The following is a 15,787-nucleotide window of genomic DNA, read 5'->3' as shown; positions in this document are numbered from 1 at the left end:
GAGTCGACTCTTCAGACCCGCCAGACCAGACAGAGCCTCCAGATCCTCCAGACCTGGGGGACCTCCCGATGTTCGCTGATGGAGCGCTGGGCGAGGTTGCGCTCTGGGGAGGAAGTGGCGGACCCGACGGTGGACCCGGTGGCGGCGGAGTGCGTGCGCTGATCCCGGAGCCCGCCTCGGGTGTAGGGCATCGGTCTGATGTCGTGGGGTCAGAGGTGGTGGCGCAGCTCCGGACCGAGGCGTCGGCTCGACTCACGGCTCGGCTCGAGAAGGAGGGCAACCGGCTCACGGACGACGAACGCGAGCAGGTCGGTCTCGCGGTGATCGCCGAGCTGGTTCGTGCCGAGTCGGAGGAACGCGTCTCGTCCGGCCAACCCGGCTGGACCTCGGCGCAGGAGGAGCAGCTGCGTCAGGCGCTCTACGACGCGATCTTCGGGTTGGGCCGCCTGCAGCCGCTCGTCGATGACGAGTCCTTGGAGAACATCATCATCATCGCTCGCGGAACCAGCATCACCGTGTGGCTCGAGGCGTCCGATGGCACCGTGTCCGAGGGGCCGCCGGTCGCGGACTCCGAGGATGACCTCCGCGAGTTCCTCGCCGACCTCGGAGCCCGGCAGAACCGTCCGTTCACCGAAGCACGACCCAGCCTGCACCTGCGACTGCCCGGCGGCGCACGCCTCGCCGCCGCCTCCTGGGTCACCGCCCACACCTCCGTCGTCATCCGACGCCACCGCCTCGTCGAAGTCTCGATGGAGCAGATGGTGCATCTGCGGGGCGCGTGCAGCCCCGCGCTGGCTGACTTCGTCTCCGCCTGCGTCAGGGCGGGCAAGAGCATCGTGGTCTCGGGAATCCAAGGGTCGGGGAAGACGACCTGGGTGCGCGCCCTGTGCTCCCAGATTCCCGCACACGAGATGATCGGCACCTTCGAGACCGAGTTCGAGTTGCACCTGCACGAGATGACCGACCGTCACCGGATCGTGCACGCGTGGGAGCACCGCCCCGGGTCGGGCGAAGTCGGCGCCGCTGGACGCCAGGCGGGAGAGTTCACCCTCGAGGAGGCCATCCACGACTCCTTCCGGTTCAACCTGGACCGTCAGATCGTCGGCGAGGTCCGCGGACCTGAGGTGTGGTCGATGCTGAAGGCCATGGAGTCCGGCCCCGGATCCATCAGCACGACCCACGCGCGCAGCGCCGAGCACACGGTCGAGAAGCTCGTGTCCTGCGCGATGGAATCGGGTCCGCAGGTCACCCGCGAGCTCGCCATCAGCAAGATCGCATCAGCGATCGACGTCGTCATCTACCTGCACGCCGACATCGTGGAAGAGCCGGACGGCACCCAACGCAAGCGCCGGTGGGTCCACGAGGTCCTCGTCGTCGAACCCAGCCCCGACGCAGTAATGGGCTACTCGGCCACCTCGGCGTTCTGCCCCGACGCGACGGGACCCGCCGGCCCGGCCGTCGCCACCGGAGAGCTCTCGGACCGTCTGTGCCGTGACCTGATCCGCCACGGCTTCGACCTGGACGCCTACAACGCCGAGTCCACGCGCTCGCGCACCCTCAACCGCGACCTAACCCGTGGCGCAGGTGCGTCGTGAACCCCTTCATCGCCGCAATGGCCGGAGCCATGATGGTGGCCGGACTGATCGGCATGGTGGTCGCCTGCCTGCCCGCTCCACCGCGACCGCCGCAGCCACCGTGGCCGGCGCGCCCAGGCAGCCGGCCATCCGGCCGGCGACTCGCCCTGCCCTGGAGCGGTGTCAGCGTCCGCACCCGACGACTGCTGCTCGTCGGCACCGTCGCCGGTCTGGTGATCGCGCTCGTCTCCGGCTGGGTCATCGCCATCGCACTGGTACCGGCAGCCGTCGCGGGAATCCCGGTCCTGCTGACGCCTCCGGCCTCCGGCGAACAGGTGGAAAAGCTCGAGGCGCTCGAGGAATGGGCCCGCTCGCTGTCCGGGAAGCTCACCGCCGGCCAGTCCCTGCGCTCTGCCCTCATCCGGTCCCTTCGCTCGGCGCCGGCCCCGATCGAACGAGAGGTCGGACTCCTCGTCTCCCGGCTCTGGGACAACAGCACCTCGACCGAGGACGTCCTGCGCCTCTTCGCCGAGGACATCAACGACTCCACCGGCGACGTGGTCGTCACCAACCTCATCCTCGCCGCATCCGGCCGGGGCCAGGTCGGGCTCTCGGTAGCACTCGAGGCGCTCGCAGAGACTGTCGCCGCCGACGTCCGCGCTCGCCGGCAGATCGCCGCCGACCAGGCCAAGCCGCGCACCACCGCCCGCACTGTCACCGCCATCACCCTCGCCGTCCTGGGGGTCCTCAGCCTGACCGGCACCTACATCGCGCCCTACGGCACACCAGTCGGCCAGATCGTCCTCGGCCTCCTCCTGAGCGCCTACGTCGCGACCCTGATGTGGCTGCGACGCATGGCGGTGCTCCCACCACTGCCGCGCTTCCTCAACCTCACCGCCCGTCAGGCGGCCCGAAACGGGGCCGGAAACGGGGCTGGAACTTGGGCAGCGTCCACCGCAGGATCGGGAGACCGGCTATGACCGGCCTCCAGGTCGCCCTGTGCGGAGGGCTCCTGATCGGCCTGGCCGCGGCCCTGCTGGTCTATCGCCTCGCACCGTCAGACCCGCACCTGGGTGACGTCCTCGACCGCCTCGCTCCTGCGCCGCTGACCCGCGGCACCGTTCTCGACGGCAGCGCCAGCTCAGCAGGGACGTCGACGACCCTCGCGGACCGCCTCGGCGGCTGGGCACTCCGCACCCTGCCGGGCGGAGCGTGGGTCCGCACCCCGCGCCGGGATCTGGCCATCCTCCAGATCAGCGAGACCCGCTTCTATGGCGAAAAGGTTCTCTGGGCCGGTCTCGGCCTGATCTTCATCCCTTCGATATCGACCATCTTGACGCTGGCGGGTCTGCCGATCCCGCTGGCCATCCCCGCGCTCGGCTCGATCATGCTCGCCGCTGTGGGGTGGTTCGTGCCCAACTACAACGCCGTCGATGACGCCAAGCGCGCGCGGGTCGAGTTCCTGCGGGCTCTGGGCGCCTACATCGAGCTCGTCGCCCTCGAACGCCGCTCGGGAGCCAGCGGCCACCAAGCGCTCGCGGTCGCCGCCGACGTGGGCGACTCGTGGGTCTTCACCCGCATCGCCACCGAACTGCGTCGCGCCCGCTACGCCTCACGCGCCCCGTGGGAATCCCTCCACGACCTGTCCGACGAGCTCGGTGTCCCCGAGCTGGACGACCTCGCCGACATCATGCAGCAGTCCAGCCAAGACGGCGCCCAGATCTACACCAGCCTCCGAGCACGAGCCAATGGGCTGCGCTCAGCCATGCTCAGCGCCGAGATCGGCAAGGCCAACGCTGCCTCCGAGCGGATGTACATCCCCGCCAGCCTCCTCGGCGTCGTCTTCATGGCGATCCTCATCACCCCTGCACTCCTCCGATTCACCTCCTAGCCCCGCAGTGCCGACACATCCACCCCCACAGCCCACCACGACCTAGACCCCACACGTCCCATACCGAGGAGCCCCGACCTTCCAGAACCCACATCGCACTCCAGCCTCGAAAGGATCCAGCCATGAAACTCCCTCTCCATCTGTCCACCCAGATCCATGTGTGGCTTCTCTTGCAGTTCACGACGCTCAGGACCGCATGCACCCAGCCCGATCAAGTCGGCCTCGATAACACTGCGGCACCACGTCTCTCGGGGCGGCGGCGTAGCGATCGCGGCTCGGTCACGATCGAGCAGGTGATCTGGGCCGGTGCCGTCATCGTCATCGTCGGCATCGTGGTGGCGGCGATCACCGGCTACGTCACCACCCAGGCCGGGAACATCAAGTAGGACGTCCTTGATGTCACCGCGCAGGAGCCTGCCCCGGGAGCACCGCACTCGCGACGACCGAGGGTCGGTCGCGATCCAGATGGCGCTGCTGCTCCCTGCCCTGTTCGCGGTGATGTTTCTGGGTGTCCAGGCGTCGCTGTACTACCACGCTCGGACCGTCGCTCTCGCGGCCGCCGAGGAGGGTGCCCGCGAAGCCGCAGGGCAGACCGGAAGCCGCGACAGCGGAATCGCCGTGGCATCAGCCTTCCTGCGCGACGCCGGCGGAGACGACGTCATGACCGACACCGGCATCACCGGCAGCCGCACCGCGGACACGGCCACCGTCACCGTGACCGGAAAGACACTCAGCGTCATCCCCGGCTGGCGAGGCACCGTGACCCAGCACGCCACCATGCCGGTCGAACGGGTCACCCCATGAGCCCCCGGCAGATCACCCGACCGGACCACCGGACGAGTTCCCATCCGATCCCGTCTACACAGATCCGGGTGAGTCGCCGCCTCCGTGATGAACGAGGGTCGGTCGCGATCGAGGCAGTCGTCGGCCTACCGGCCTTCGCGCTGTTCATCTCACTCATCGTGATGGGTGGCCGGGTCGAGATCACCCGCCAAGCCATCGAAGCGGCAGCCTTCGATGGCGCACGAGCAGCCTCGCTGGAACGCACCCGAACCGACGCCGCCGCAGCCGCGCGCACGAGCGTCGCCGCCAGCCTGACCGCGCTGCCCTGCACCACCAGTAGCGTGGTCGTCGACGCCGCCGGCTTCGACGCGCCACTCGGCACCACGGTGCTGGTCGGCGTCACCGTCACCTGTCGAGTCGGGCTCGCCGACCTGTCCCTGCCCGGTGTACCTGGCCACCGGCTCCTCACCGCGACCGCGTACAGCCCCGTCGACGCCTATCGGGAGCGCCGATGACGCATCACCGGGTACCCCACTGCGTCGCAGTCAGCAGCTTCGACATTTCGTCCGGCCGAGACTTCGGAGGGCCCAGCCGTCGCCGAGACGACCGCGGCTCGATCTCGATCTGGTTCGCCACGACCTCCTTCATCATGGTCGTACTCGTTGGCTTGGTGGTCGACGTCGGTGGGCAGGTCCAGACACAGCAGCACGCCCGAGCAGTCGCGGCTCAGGCCGCGCGCGCCGGTGCCCAGGAACTCGACGCCACCTCAGTCAAGGGCCGCGGCCTGGCGATCGACCCTGGCGGCGCTCGCGTCGCAGCTATCGCCTACCTCCGAGCCACCGGTGTCGCCGGAACCGTCACCGTCAGTGACGGGACGCTCCTCACGGTCCGCACCACTGACACCTATCGGCCGAAGTTCCTCAGCATCATCGGCGTCACCCGCATGACCGTCACCGGTGAAGGATCCGCGCGACTCATCCAGACTCCAGGGAGCCGGACATGACCCCACGCGACCCCCACCACGGGCCCCTCCGCCAGCCCCAGAACTGGCCCCAGAGCATGCCGACCCCGCGCGCCGGAGGCCGACTCCTCGGACTGCTCGCGACGCTCCTCCTCGCCGGCATCCTCGTGGGTCTGCCCGCGATGCTGATCGCGATCGGGGCCACGCCGCTTCCCGGGGCATCGCCCTCGCTGAAATCGCTGGTCGACTCCCTCCTCGCACCCGATGACGGAACCCTTCTCCTGTCCACCCTCGAACTCGTCGCCTGGGCCGCCTGGGCGTACGCAGCAGCCGGCCTGTTGACCGAGCTGACCGCCCGCCTGCGGGGCGTGCCGTCGCGGCGAGTCCCCGGCCTCGGCACCTCCCAGTTCATCGCCAGGACGCTGATCGGCGTCGCCGCGCTGCTCTTCGTTGCCGCCCCGAACGTGACCGGAACAGCACCTGCGGCCGCATCACAGACCGTTTTCGCACCCTCCGACGCCACGAAGATCGTCTCGCTCGACGTCAGTCCGGCGTCAGCAGGAAGCGTCGTGGCACTTTCAGACCCCACGACCGGCACAGAGCGGCCGTCTCACCTCACCCGGGCCGCTCACACGGATCGCACGACTTCGTCACCACGGGCACAAGCGTTCGACCACACCGTCAAGCCCGGCGAAAGCCTCTGGTCGATCGCGGCCCAGCACCTCGGGGAAGGGTCCCGGTTCACCGAGGTCGTCGAGCTCAACCGCGACATCATCGGCGACAAGCCCGGCTTCCTCCGCCCCGGCTGGGTGCTCAGCATCCCAATCACCAGCCCCACCGACGCCGCCGCTGTCTCCGGGGTGCGACACCACGTCGTGAGGCCCGGCGACACGCTCACCGCCATCGCCGCCGACCTCCTCGGCGATCCCAGCCGCTACCTCGAGATATTCAACGCCTCGACCGGCACCATCCAGCACGACGGCACCAGGCTCACGGACCCCGACCTCATTCGGCCCGGGTGGAGGCTCACGATCCCGCAGTCGACATCCAGCGGAGCTCGTGCAGCGGCTCAGGATGCGCAACACCACAATGGCGAGCACTCAGACGCCGACGCGGGAGGCGATCTCGCGTCCGAGAGCCCAGCCGACCAAGACGACCCGCGAAACGAATCGACGTCCTCGTCCGGTCCGATCGAATCGCCACGACCTCAAGACGAGTCGACGACGGACCTCGACGACAGCCAGACGCGTACCGGACGCAGCGACGACTCCGGCAGCGACCGCAGTGGAATCGACCGCGACGAGCTGGTGGGGGAGGAGGACGACTCGGTGTTGTCGTCGACCTGGTTCGTAACGGGTCTCGCCGGAGGAGGCATGCTGCTCGCGGGCGCTCTCCTGTTGGCCCTCCGAACGCGCCGGCGCTCGCAGTTCCGCACCCGCCGCCCCGGCCGGACGATCGCATCCCCGGACCCTGCGCTGGCACCCATTGAGAAGTCCGCCGCCGCAGCCACCAGTGCGGCAGTCTCGGTGGAGTTCGTCGATCAGGCCCTACGGCGCCTCGCCGCACACGTCGCCGCAACGCGGTCGAGCATGCCGCCGCTGGCTGCTGTCGAGCTCGGCCACAGCACCTTGACTCTCCACCTCAGCGCACCCGCCGACCTCCCGGCACCGTGGCAAGGCACCGTCGACCGGACGCACTGGCACATAGACGGTGTCAGCCTTGACACCGCTGCAGCCGACGAGACCAGCGAGACCGTCGACGGACTGTCCTCCGACGGCCCGGAACCCGAGGCTCGAGACCTGGATGCTCGAGACGCGAATGCCCGAGACCTGGAGGCGCCGTACCCGCTCCTCGTCACCATCGGCACCAGCGACACCGGCGAGACATGGATGCTGAACTGCGAGGAACTCGGCGCCCTCGCCATCTCAGGCGACCACGACAACGCCCGGAATCTGATGAGGCATCTCGCAGCACAGATCGCCGTCAACCCGTGGTCGTCTCGCGTCACTGCGACCTGCATCGGGATCGCCGGTGAAGTGGCGTCCATGGACGATCGGCTGACATGCCTGGCTGGAACAGAGGACCTCGAAGCGCTCATCCACGACGCCCTCAGAACAGCTGAGATCAACGTTGCCCGCGCCAGCGCCCACGGCACCGACGTATCCACCGCTCGCACCGGCTACCTCGACGACGACACTTGGCCAGCACGACTGCTGCTCGTGGACGCAGCCCCCAGCGACCAGCCAACTCGGGAACTGCTCGATCAGTTGGTCGGCCTTGTCGCCGAGCACCCCGGCCAAGCCGCCACCGCAGTGGTCACCAGCGATGCGAGCACCGATGGTGGCGCGCCGGACAGCGCGATCACCCTGAACGTCACCCGCGCTGGCCGCGTCACCCTCGACGAAGCTGGCCTCGATCTGGTCACGGTCGGGCTGACATCTGAGGAGGCTGACGGATGCGCCCGCCTCTATGCGCAGCGGGCAGAACTCGACGATGTCTCGGTGCCCCCAGAGGACCCGGCAACAGACACCGACGTTGACGTCGAAACCCGCATCGCAGCTGGCGTCGACGCGGACGTCGACCACTGGACGACCTACGCGGACAAGGCGGGTGCGCTGCGCAAGGAGTACACGCGCCCACGCGATGCAGACCAGGACAACGACGGACCAGCCGACGTCAGCATCCTCGACGGGGATGACGAGCACTACCTGCGCGCTGGCGCCTTGACCGAAGACGACCTCCAAGCCGTGGCGCCCAAGGTCCCATCGGGTCTGCGAACCAAGGTCGAGACGGCCGACCCGCATCTCGACCGCGACCTGGCCGACTGGTTCGACGAAGACTGCATCCGTCCCCGGCTCAGCCTGCTCGGACCCGTCACCGCACGCACCCACGGCAGAGCACTGGCCAAGCGGAAGCCGTACTTCACCGAACTGCTCGCCTTCCTCGCCCTGCGACGCCACCACGGCGCCACCCGCGACGAGGTCTGCGACGCATTCAGCATCTCGCCCGGTAAGTGCCGCGACTACATCAACATCGTCCGCGACTGGCTCGGGACCAACCCGCACACCGGCGAGCCCCACCTGCCCCACGCCGACAAGTCACCGGCCGCCCAGGCGCGGGGCCTCAACCTGTATCAGGTCGACCACGGCCTGCTGGTCGATGCCGACCTGTTCAAGCGACTCAGCCTCCGCGCGAGGGCCCGAGGCGGAACCGACGGGCAACGCGACCTCGCCACCGCACTCCGACTCGTGACCGGTCGTCCCTTCGACCAGCTGCGGCCCGGCGGGTGGACGTGGCTCTTCGAGGGGGAACGCCATGACGAGTACGCCTTGGTGGCAGTCGCCGACGTGGCCTTCACCCTCACCACCGCTTATCTCGCTGCTGGGGACCTGATCCGAGCTCGGGCAGCAACGGAGATCGCGATGCTGGCCGCCCCCGACGAGGAAGTCACCCGGCTCTGCCTCGTGCGCATCACCGAGGCCGAGGGCGACGCCGCGGGTGCCCAGCAGATCTTGCGCGAGCAGGTCTGCAACCGGACCGATGGCGACGACGCACCCGCCGAGCTTCCCGAACGTACCGAGACCATCATCCGTAACCACCAGTGGCTCGCAAGCTAGCGGCGACGCGCAAAGGAAGTGCCGTGATGACCCATCGATCCCTCAGCAGTCGGGCGCTGCGCCGTCCTCCGGGACGAGCCGTCGCCGCCGTCTGCGCGTCGACGATGCTGCTGTGCGCTGCGTCGTGCGGCGGCAACGACCCCGACGGCGGCAACGGGCCTACCGATCCGAGCCCAACTAGCTCCACCAGCTCAGGCACGACCGAGCCCACGCCGACCGAACCAACCATTACCGAACCTGCCTCCGACGAAGACAAGGCCGCCGCAGCGCTACTCGGCTACCTCAACGTTCGCGACGAGGCGTACGCAACTGGTCGCATCAGCAAGAGGCTCAACAGGTACGCGACCGGCCAGGAGCACTTTGCGTTGCAGCAGTTTGTGCAGCAGTTGACCGCTCCTCCGGAAACGCGCTTTCAGGGAGCTTGGGAACACGAAGTCGTCGGCACCGAGATGCAACAAGATGGAAGCGCGTTGGTTACTGACTGCGAAGACGGCAGCAACGTAGATGTGATTCGAGTCGCCGACGCCTCAGTCTTGCCATGGATCAAGTTTGAGGGTCAGGAACTTCCGCGCCGACTAGAGCAGGTCTACCGCGTTGAAAAGGCTGGCGCTCGATGGAAGGTCACGTCCGCAGAGTCTCTCCCCGACGAGGTGACAGAGTGCTGAGGCGCCTCGCGTTGATCGGCGCAGCAGCCCTCGCCTTGACGAGCGTTGCGTCCGCGGGCGACGCCTACGCTGCTCAGAACAGTGACGATGACTGTTACAAGGTCACGTACAAAGACCCGAAGACTGGCGAGATCAAGATCAAGATCGTTTGTCCTGGGACGCCCGGAGGTGGCGGCGAGAACGAGGGTGGCGGGATCGTGAAGTGCTTCTACTTGGGCAACGAAGTTCCTTGTGAGAACCAGGGTGCGCCGTGGAGCGCTGCCCACAATTGCTGGGTGACGCTCGCGGATCCGCAGGACCCGCCCCCGGAGGGGAAGGCCGATGAAAACGGTGACTGGTACTTCTGTTCACCGCCGCCGCCCTATATCGCGCCCACTGGTGGGCCTCCGAAGGTCTGGATTGAGGGTCCGGCAACCGAGTGGGTGAACCCCGGAGAGCTAGCTGCGCGCGCGGTGGCGGCGATGGACCTTGAGCCGATCGGAATCGGCATTGTCCCAGAGGCCGGCGAGGATCGGATGGGCCTGATCGGGCTCCCGGTCTGGATGTGGGTGGGGAACCCGGCGCCCAACACCTTCGGCCCGATTACGAGGTCGGCGTCCGCGGCGGGCGTGACGGTCACGGCTACCGCGTCGGTCGCCAAGGTGGTGTGGGACATGGGAGATGGCTCGGATCCGATTACGTGCGGCGCGGGTACGCCCTACGCCGATCGTTATGGGAAGTCGGACTCTCCGACGTGTGGGTATCGCTATCAGCGGACTAGCGCTGACGAGCCCGGCGGTGCGTTTGAGGTCGCGGCCACGTCGTTCTGGAGGGTGGAGTGGGCCGGGGGAGGGATGACTGGGGTGATCGAGTTCGATCTGTCCGCCACCGCGGATGTTCGGGTCGGCGAGGCCCAGGTGCTCACTCAGTAGTCGCGCGCGAATGGCACAGGGCGCCGGACGAGTTGCTCGTCCGGCGCCCTGCATATGTCTCGGCGCTGCTGACGCCGGGTGGTGGTCACCAGCAGGTGCCCCAGAGGCCTGCGTCGACTCGGCGGGCTCGGTTCACGCCGCGGACGTACTCGCGGTCCCGCGCGACGGGCTTGCCGCCGAACACGTAGCGCTTGGTGTAGCCGTCCCAGGCCTGGCGGAACGAGAGATCGTTGTATCCGCCCTGTCGCTTGACGTAGCGCAGGAGGCGCCCGTAACGGTCGTTGGCTGCCTGGGACGGGTCGGAGACCAGATGCACGGTCGACCGGACGGGTGCCATCCGGCGGAGGTTGTCAGTAGCGTCCCGTGCGCCGCAGCGGCCGCGCTCGGGGGTGTTGATGCCGAGCATCCGCACGGAGACGACGCTGCCGGCGCGGAGTCGTACCTTAAGGGTGTCGCCGTCGATCACGCGGACGACGTTGCCGGTCTCGCGGTAGATGCGTGGTCCCTGGTTCTGCTGGTTGTTCGTGCCCGGGTTCTGGCCGCCGGGGTTGCCGCGGCCGATGCACGGGCACGGGTTCGACTCGCAGGCGATGCCGTTGTTGTCCGCGTCGAGGCCGTGCGGGTCGCCCGCGCCGGCGTTGTTGAAGAAGTTCTGTGCCGCAGCCTGGGTCGGGAAGTCGCCGCAGTCGCGATCGACGATCGCGCTGGCGGGCAGCTGGACCCAGGTCGAGAGGCCGAGGCCGACGAGCAGCAGGGCTAGCGCCCTGACGGTGTGCTTGAGCGTGTGCTTGAACATGGTGTTTCCCCCACGGTGGTGCTGATGTTGACCGGGGCACGTTGTCAGGAACGGGCTGACAGGCGCAGGTGAATTGGGCGCATTGCAACTTTGGGATGCCTCGTGAGATGACTTGTCGGTCGGCTGCATGAGACCTACGCGCGGCGAGCGGGGTCGAGCACTCACACCGAGCATCGGCATGCCCGGCCTGGGGACGATGTAGTCGCACAGCTCGTCACTTCGAGGCAGGATGACGGCGTGCCGATCTCGGAGAAGTGGGTCTCGTGGGAGGAGGCCGCGCGGATCACCGGGATCCGTGTACCGACCATTGAGCATGCCGTCCGGGTGAATCGCATCGTCCGTCGGTCGGCGCGGGGCCACCATCCGACCTTGGATCTTGCATCGGTGCTCGAGTGGGCGGCCTGGCACCGAGAGGTCCAGATCGAACGCGCTCAGCGGAGGGCCGCTCGTGAGCAACGCCAGCAGGCACGCCCAGAACGGGCGGCGCCGAGAGGCCTCGGCCTGCGCGAGATCCTCAGCGCGCGAAGGCCGACCTCCGACCCGGACCCGATCACTCGTTGGCTGACAGTGGAGGACGCCGCTCTGGCGTTGACGTGCTCGGAGAGCTCAGTGCTGCGGTGGGTCCGGGCTGGCGGTCTCGAGGCCAAGCTCGAGGGGCGTGTGTGGGTGTCGGGCGAGTCAGTCGACCGGCTCATCGTTGCGCGTGCGGCCGACGAGCAGGAGTGGGTGAGCCAAGCCGATGCCGCCCAGGTCGTTGGCTGCTCTCGCGGCCGGATTCCTGAACTCATCAAGGAGGGGTTGCTGGTGCAGCGGCCCGGGCCGCGGTGGAGGGCATCCATCAGCCGTGAGTCCGCGGTGAGCGCCTCCGAGGTCTGGTCGCAGCGCGTGCGAGGAACCGAACTCAAGCGAGACGAGCGTCGCCGGACCCGACCGACCAACGAGCCACCCGACGATGGACACGTCTGGGTGACCACGACGACCGCGGCGCTGACGCTCGGACTGACCCGCAACGGAGTGGGACAGCGCATCCGTGCAGGCACCCTGCCAGGCACCAGGCGCGGCAACCGGTACTGGCTGCGCCGACAAGACGTCGAGGTGGCCGCGGCCGCCAGGGCGTTCACGTGGCGGCGCAACAACAACCGCTGACACTCGCCCGTACGAGAGCGGAGACTCGCCCATCGGGCGGTCGCCGTTGATATCTCTTTGTAACTCTTTGTAACGGCGGCGTCGAGCTCAACGTCCGCCAGAAGATCCCGGTCGGCCTGCCCAGCGACTCCTTCTTCCAACTCGGATCGAACTCGTCGCTCAGCCCTCATGCCGGGGACAGCAACGACGCCTGCACCCACATCTCGGCCAGCATCCATCCCTCCTGGTCGTCGAGCACAACGGTGCATATGAACCCGTCGAACCGTCCTTCGCCTAGGGGTCGCCACTTGAGAAGCAGTGCGGGCAGGCGTCCGTGCTCGCTCGAGAGGTACCAGCAGTGCCGGATCGGCAAGGGCGAGGAGACGGGCTCCGTCTCCGCGCGGGGTGACGCCGCCCAAGCTGCTGGCGACGAGGTGGGACGTTGGCGATGGAACCCAGCAGTGCTGTGGCTCGCCGCGCGTGTCCCAGATGATGCCGTGAAATCTCTCTCGGCCTCACGTTCGGCCTGACGCGCTCGCGTGTTGGCGATCCTTTCGGCAAGGGTCTCGCGCGGGAAGCCGTCGTCACTTCGTCGGTCCATCCCGCCAGCCATCACCCGACTGTATCGAACATGGGTTCGATGAGTTGTTCGGCAGCATCTCCGGTCTCCGCCATGCGACGCAGGCGACGCGGCATGGGCGCGGCTCCTTTCATGGGTGGGCCGGGCGGGGCACGACCCGACATTCGGGGGACGGCTCCTGACCTGCGCAAACAGGGATCACCTTGGGCGTCCCCCGCCCTCTCCCGGCGTCCCCTGTCGCCCGGATGAGCCGGTCATGAGCGCTCGGGGGACGGGTGCGGGGATCCCGGCCGAGCAGTTTCGACGCCTGGATCCGCGAGCTGGAGGGATGTCGTAGCGATGAGTGCTGTGGAAGAACTGCTGGGGTTGGAGGACGGTGGCGAACTGCTGGAGGTCGCTCGAACGCGCTGGGACGACTGGTGCGTGGGCGATGAACGGCTGCTGGTGGTCGGCGGCTTCGACCAGCTGCGGGCATGGCTTCGTCACGCCGACTACGACGCGATCGACGACGTCCTGCTCGCGCTGGCCGAGCTGGCAGCCCTCGACGGCGGCAACGACAACGTGGCCGCCGGAGTGCTGGCCAAGTGTCTACTTCCGGGGGCTTGCCAGCTGGCCGCCCGGCTGCAACGCCGGCAGCGCTGCCAGCCATTCCACGATCACCAGCCCGTCGGCGGACTGCGTTCGGCAGGTGCGGTCGACGAGCTGGTCGCCTCCCAGCTGTGGATCGAGGTGCGCACCGTGAGGTGGCGTCGCATCCGGCGGGTGGCGGCCAACGTTCTGCTCGACACCCGCGCCGCTGTTCTGCTCGAGCTCGGCGACCACTTCCAGGTCGAGCGCCGCGACCGGTCCTGGGCGCGCACGATGGTGATCGGCGAGCAGGACGCGTTCGAGGCAGCCGCCGAGACCTCGAGCAGGATCGCCGGCACGACTGCTCCGGATGCTTCCGAAGCAGACACCACGGCGAGGTCCGAGGTCACCGAGCTGCTGGCCTGGGCGGGCACCTCGGAGGTCATCACCCCCTCCGAGGAGACGCTCTTGGCGGCCGTGCTCCAAGCGGCAGCAGAGGTCGAGACACGCAACGTGCGCCGCGGATGCGGTGGCCTGCTGAGCAACGAGGTCTCCCGTCGGGTCGCGGCACAGATGGGTGTGTCGGAGAGCACCGTGCGCCGTCGAACGTCACGCACTGTGCAGGCCTTGGCGGCGGCCGCACCGAAGTTCACCGAGGTGCTGAGCGATGCCTGCTGAACGCCAGCACGGCGGCCGTCGACGTAGGGGAGCGGAGGCGATCCCCATGCCCGACAGGCACCGCTGGCCGCGCTCGGTCGCGGCCGCGCAATCGAGCCAGCTGATGCTGCCCACCCTCGAGGAGCTCGACAGTCGGTCCAGCAGCTCCCGCACGTCCGGCGGCTCCGGCAGGTCGTGTGGGCCCGGACGGGCTGCGGAGCTGCTCGCGATCGTCTCCCGTGAGGCGCACGTCCTCCGAGCGATCACGGCCTGTCTGGAGGAGCTGACCGAGACCCAGGCCGCCAAGCGTGAGCTGTGTGCGATGTCGGCGGCCGAGATCCGCGAGGCCGTCGAGAGCCGCCACACACTCGGGCTAGGGCGAGGGCTAGGAGTCGGGCTCGCGGATGGACTTCCGGACGTGCTGGCCTCTGACGGTCCCGGTGACCTCCCCGTCCGTCTGCCGGTCGCTCTCGCAGCAGTACAAGGAGCCAGCGCGTGATCCGCGGCACTCGCCCCGACCATGACCCCTCACTGGCCCTCGACGCGCCGGGCGAGGCTGCGTCACGCCACGGCATGTCCCTCCCGGAGCGGGACGCGTCGTCGTCGTCCCCGGTCCAGGTCGATGAGCTGAAGCGGGCATGGCGCGCCGTCTCGGCGGGGGAGTACCGCTTCGTGTCCCAGCGCCCGGGGCACCTCGCCCAGAGCACTGGCAGTAGCTACGACGGGTCCGACTGGGAGCGTGCCAAGGGGGAACGGGTCGTCGCCGTCGTGGGTTGCGTCGGATCGGCCGGTGCCACCACCTTCGCGCTGGCCACCGCGCTCAACAGTTCGGGGCCGACGCGCATCGTTGAGTGTTCTTCGTCCACCACCTCGGGCTTGACCGCAGCCGCGACGGCAGAACTCGGCGTCAACCCTCACGGCTGGCGCCAAGGACGCCGCGATCACGTCCTCATACAGCGCTCGAACACCCCGATCCTCGCTGTCGATCACGTCCTGCCCCCGACGCCAGCAGACCCCGGCACCCTCACGATCCTCGACGTCGCCTGGGAGGCCACCCAACTCGCCGGCAGCCGAGGCTGGCTGTACGACGCCGTCACGACCGCCGACGTGCTCGTGTTCGTTACGCCCGCCACGACCGCCGGGATGCGACGCCTGGCCAGCGCCGTCCACCAGTTGACCGATCCGGGCCACATCGCCGGCAGTCTCGGCGAACGACTCGAGGCACGCCTGGGTGGTGGGCACGGGCAGCCCACGCCGCGAGTGGTGATCGGCGTGCGCGGACCATCGCAGCGCCGATGGGATCGGAGCCTCGAACACGAGGCTGGCGCCGACGTCGCAACCTTGCTCGCCCACGGAGCGCTGGTCACGATTCCCCACTGCCGCGAGATCGCCGTGCGGGGCCTGGAGGCACGTTCCGTTCCAGCGATGCTGACGTCCGTCGCGCGCGACGTCCTCACCCGCGTCGAACCGACCGAGCAGCGCACAGAACAGGTGCTCGAGCAGGTGCCCGAGCGAGGGCTCGTGGAGCGGCGCCTGCAGCGACCCGAGCTGCTGTCGCATCGACCGTCGCCTTCCGCACCACCGCACCCGCGGGGCCGGTGAAGCTCACGACATCGCCCGCCTCGTCCGGCTTCCACCGCAGCCCCAACCCGCGTGATTC

General features: G+C 68.6%; 14 protein-coding genes. 13 read left to right on the top strand and 1 reads right to left on the bottom strand.

From position 1 onward, the window contains the following. The first annotated feature begins 215 nt into the window (after positions 1-215). From LN652_RS03070 to LN652_RS03025, 10 genes are all read left to right on the top strand, one after another. Positions 216-1,595 (top strand): CpaF family protein, encoded by a 1,380-nt coding sequence (locus LN652_RS03070; protein ID WP_230443236.1) that lies wholly within the window; start codon positions 216-218, stop codon positions 1,593-1,595. Next, positions 1,592-2,554, top strand: a complete 963-nt coding sequence (locus tag LN652_RS03065) for a type II secretion system F family protein (RefSeq protein ID WP_230443235.1) — start codon at positions 1,592-1,594, stop codon at positions 2,552-2,554. Before LN652_RS03070 ends, LN652_RS03065 begins: the two co-directional genes overlap by 4 nt. Continuing rightward, on the top strand, positions 2,551-3,465 hold the full coding sequence (locus LN652_RS03060) for a hypothetical protein (protein WP_230443234.1): 915 nt from the start codon (positions 2,551-2,553) through the stop codon (positions 3,463-3,465). Before LN652_RS03065 ends, LN652_RS03060 begins: the two co-directional genes overlap by 4 nt. Positions 3,466-3,587: 122 nt before the next feature. After that, on the top strand, positions 3,588-3,851 hold the full coding sequence (locus tag LN652_RS03055; protein ID WP_230443233.1) for a hypothetical protein: 264 nt from the start codon (positions 3,588-3,590) through the stop codon (positions 3,849-3,851). Positions 3,852-3,930: 79 nt separating this feature from the next. After that, entirely contained in the window at positions 3,931-4,269 is a 339-nt protein-coding gene (locus LN652_RS03050; RefSeq protein ID WP_230443232.1) for a TadE/TadG family type IV pilus assembly protein, read from the top strand. A 68-nt stretch (positions 4,270-4,337) separates the two neighbouring features. After that, the gene (locus tag LN652_RS03045) at positions 4,338-4,763 is read left to right on the top strand and encodes a TadE/TadG family type IV pilus assembly protein (protein WP_230443231.1); all 426 of its coding nucleotides are present in this window, start codon (positions 4,338-4,340) and stop codon (positions 4,761-4,763) included. Next, positions 4,760-5,251, top strand: coding sequence for a pilus assembly protein TadG-related protein (locus tag LN652_RS03040; protein WP_230443230.1), 492 nt, complete (start codon positions 4,760-4,762; stop codon positions 5,249-5,251). The genes LN652_RS03045 and LN652_RS03040 overlap by 4 nt, the downstream gene beginning before the upstream one ends. A gap of 56 nt (positions 5,252-5,307) precedes the next feature. Then, a complete protein-coding gene (locus LN652_RS03035) occupies positions 5,308-8,826 on the top strand; it encodes a LysM peptidoglycan-binding domain-containing protein (RefSeq protein ID WP_230443229.1) in 3,519 nt (1,172 codons plus the stop codon). 26 nt (positions 8,827-8,852) lie between these two features. After that, complete coding sequence (locus LN652_RS03030; protein WP_230443228.1) at positions 8,853-9,491, top strand: hypothetical protein; 639 nt, start codon at positions 8,853-8,855, stop codon at positions 9,489-9,491. After that, positions 9,485-10,402: a hypothetical protein gene (locus LN652_RS03025; protein ID WP_230443227.1), complete on the top strand. Its 918-nt coding sequence runs from the start codon at positions 9,485-9,487 to the stop codon at positions 10,400-10,402. The genes LN652_RS03030 and LN652_RS03025 overlap by 7 nt, the downstream gene beginning before the upstream one ends. Positions 10,403-10,487: 85 nt before the next feature. On the opposite strand, the gene LN652_RS03020 is transcribed toward LN652_RS03025, so the two are convergent. Then, positions 10,488-11,198 (bottom strand): excalibur calcium-binding domain-containing protein, encoded by a 711-nt coding sequence (locus tag LN652_RS03020; RefSeq protein ID WP_230443226.1) that lies wholly within the window; start codon positions 11,196-11,198, stop codon positions 10,488-10,490. Between the two features lie 237 nt (positions 11,199-11,435). Here LN652_RS03020 and LN652_RS03015 point away from each other — a divergent pair, with 237 nt between their 5' ends. The 3 genes from LN652_RS03015 to LN652_RS03005 all read left to right on the top strand — a co-directional run bounded on the left by LN652_RS03015 (position 11,436) and on the right by LN652_RS03005 (position 15,729). Further along, on the top strand, positions 11,436-12,344 hold the full coding sequence (locus LN652_RS03015) for a helix-turn-helix domain-containing protein (RefSeq protein ID WP_230443225.1): 909 nt from the start codon (positions 11,436-11,438) through the stop codon (positions 12,342-12,344). Between the two features lie 907 nt (positions 12,345-13,251). Beyond that, positions 13,252-14,148: a hypothetical protein gene (locus LN652_RS03010; RefSeq protein WP_230443224.1), complete on the top strand. Its 897-nt coding sequence runs from the start codon at positions 13,252-13,254 to the stop codon at positions 14,146-14,148. Between the two features lie 474 nt (positions 14,149-14,622). Further along, positions 14,623-15,729, top strand: a complete 1,107-nt coding sequence (locus LN652_RS03005; RefSeq protein ID WP_230443223.1) for a hypothetical protein — start codon at positions 14,623-14,625, stop codon at positions 15,727-15,729. Positions 15,730-15,787 lie beyond the last annotated feature (58 nt).

Source organism: Nocardioides okcheonensis (assembly GCF_020991065.1).
In the GTDB taxonomy this organism is placed as follows: domain Bacteria; phylum Actinomycetota; class Actinomycetes; order Propionibacteriales; family Nocardioidaceae; genus Nocardioides; species Nocardioides okcheonensis.
This window is presented reverse-complemented; position numbering and strand designations above follow the sequence as displayed.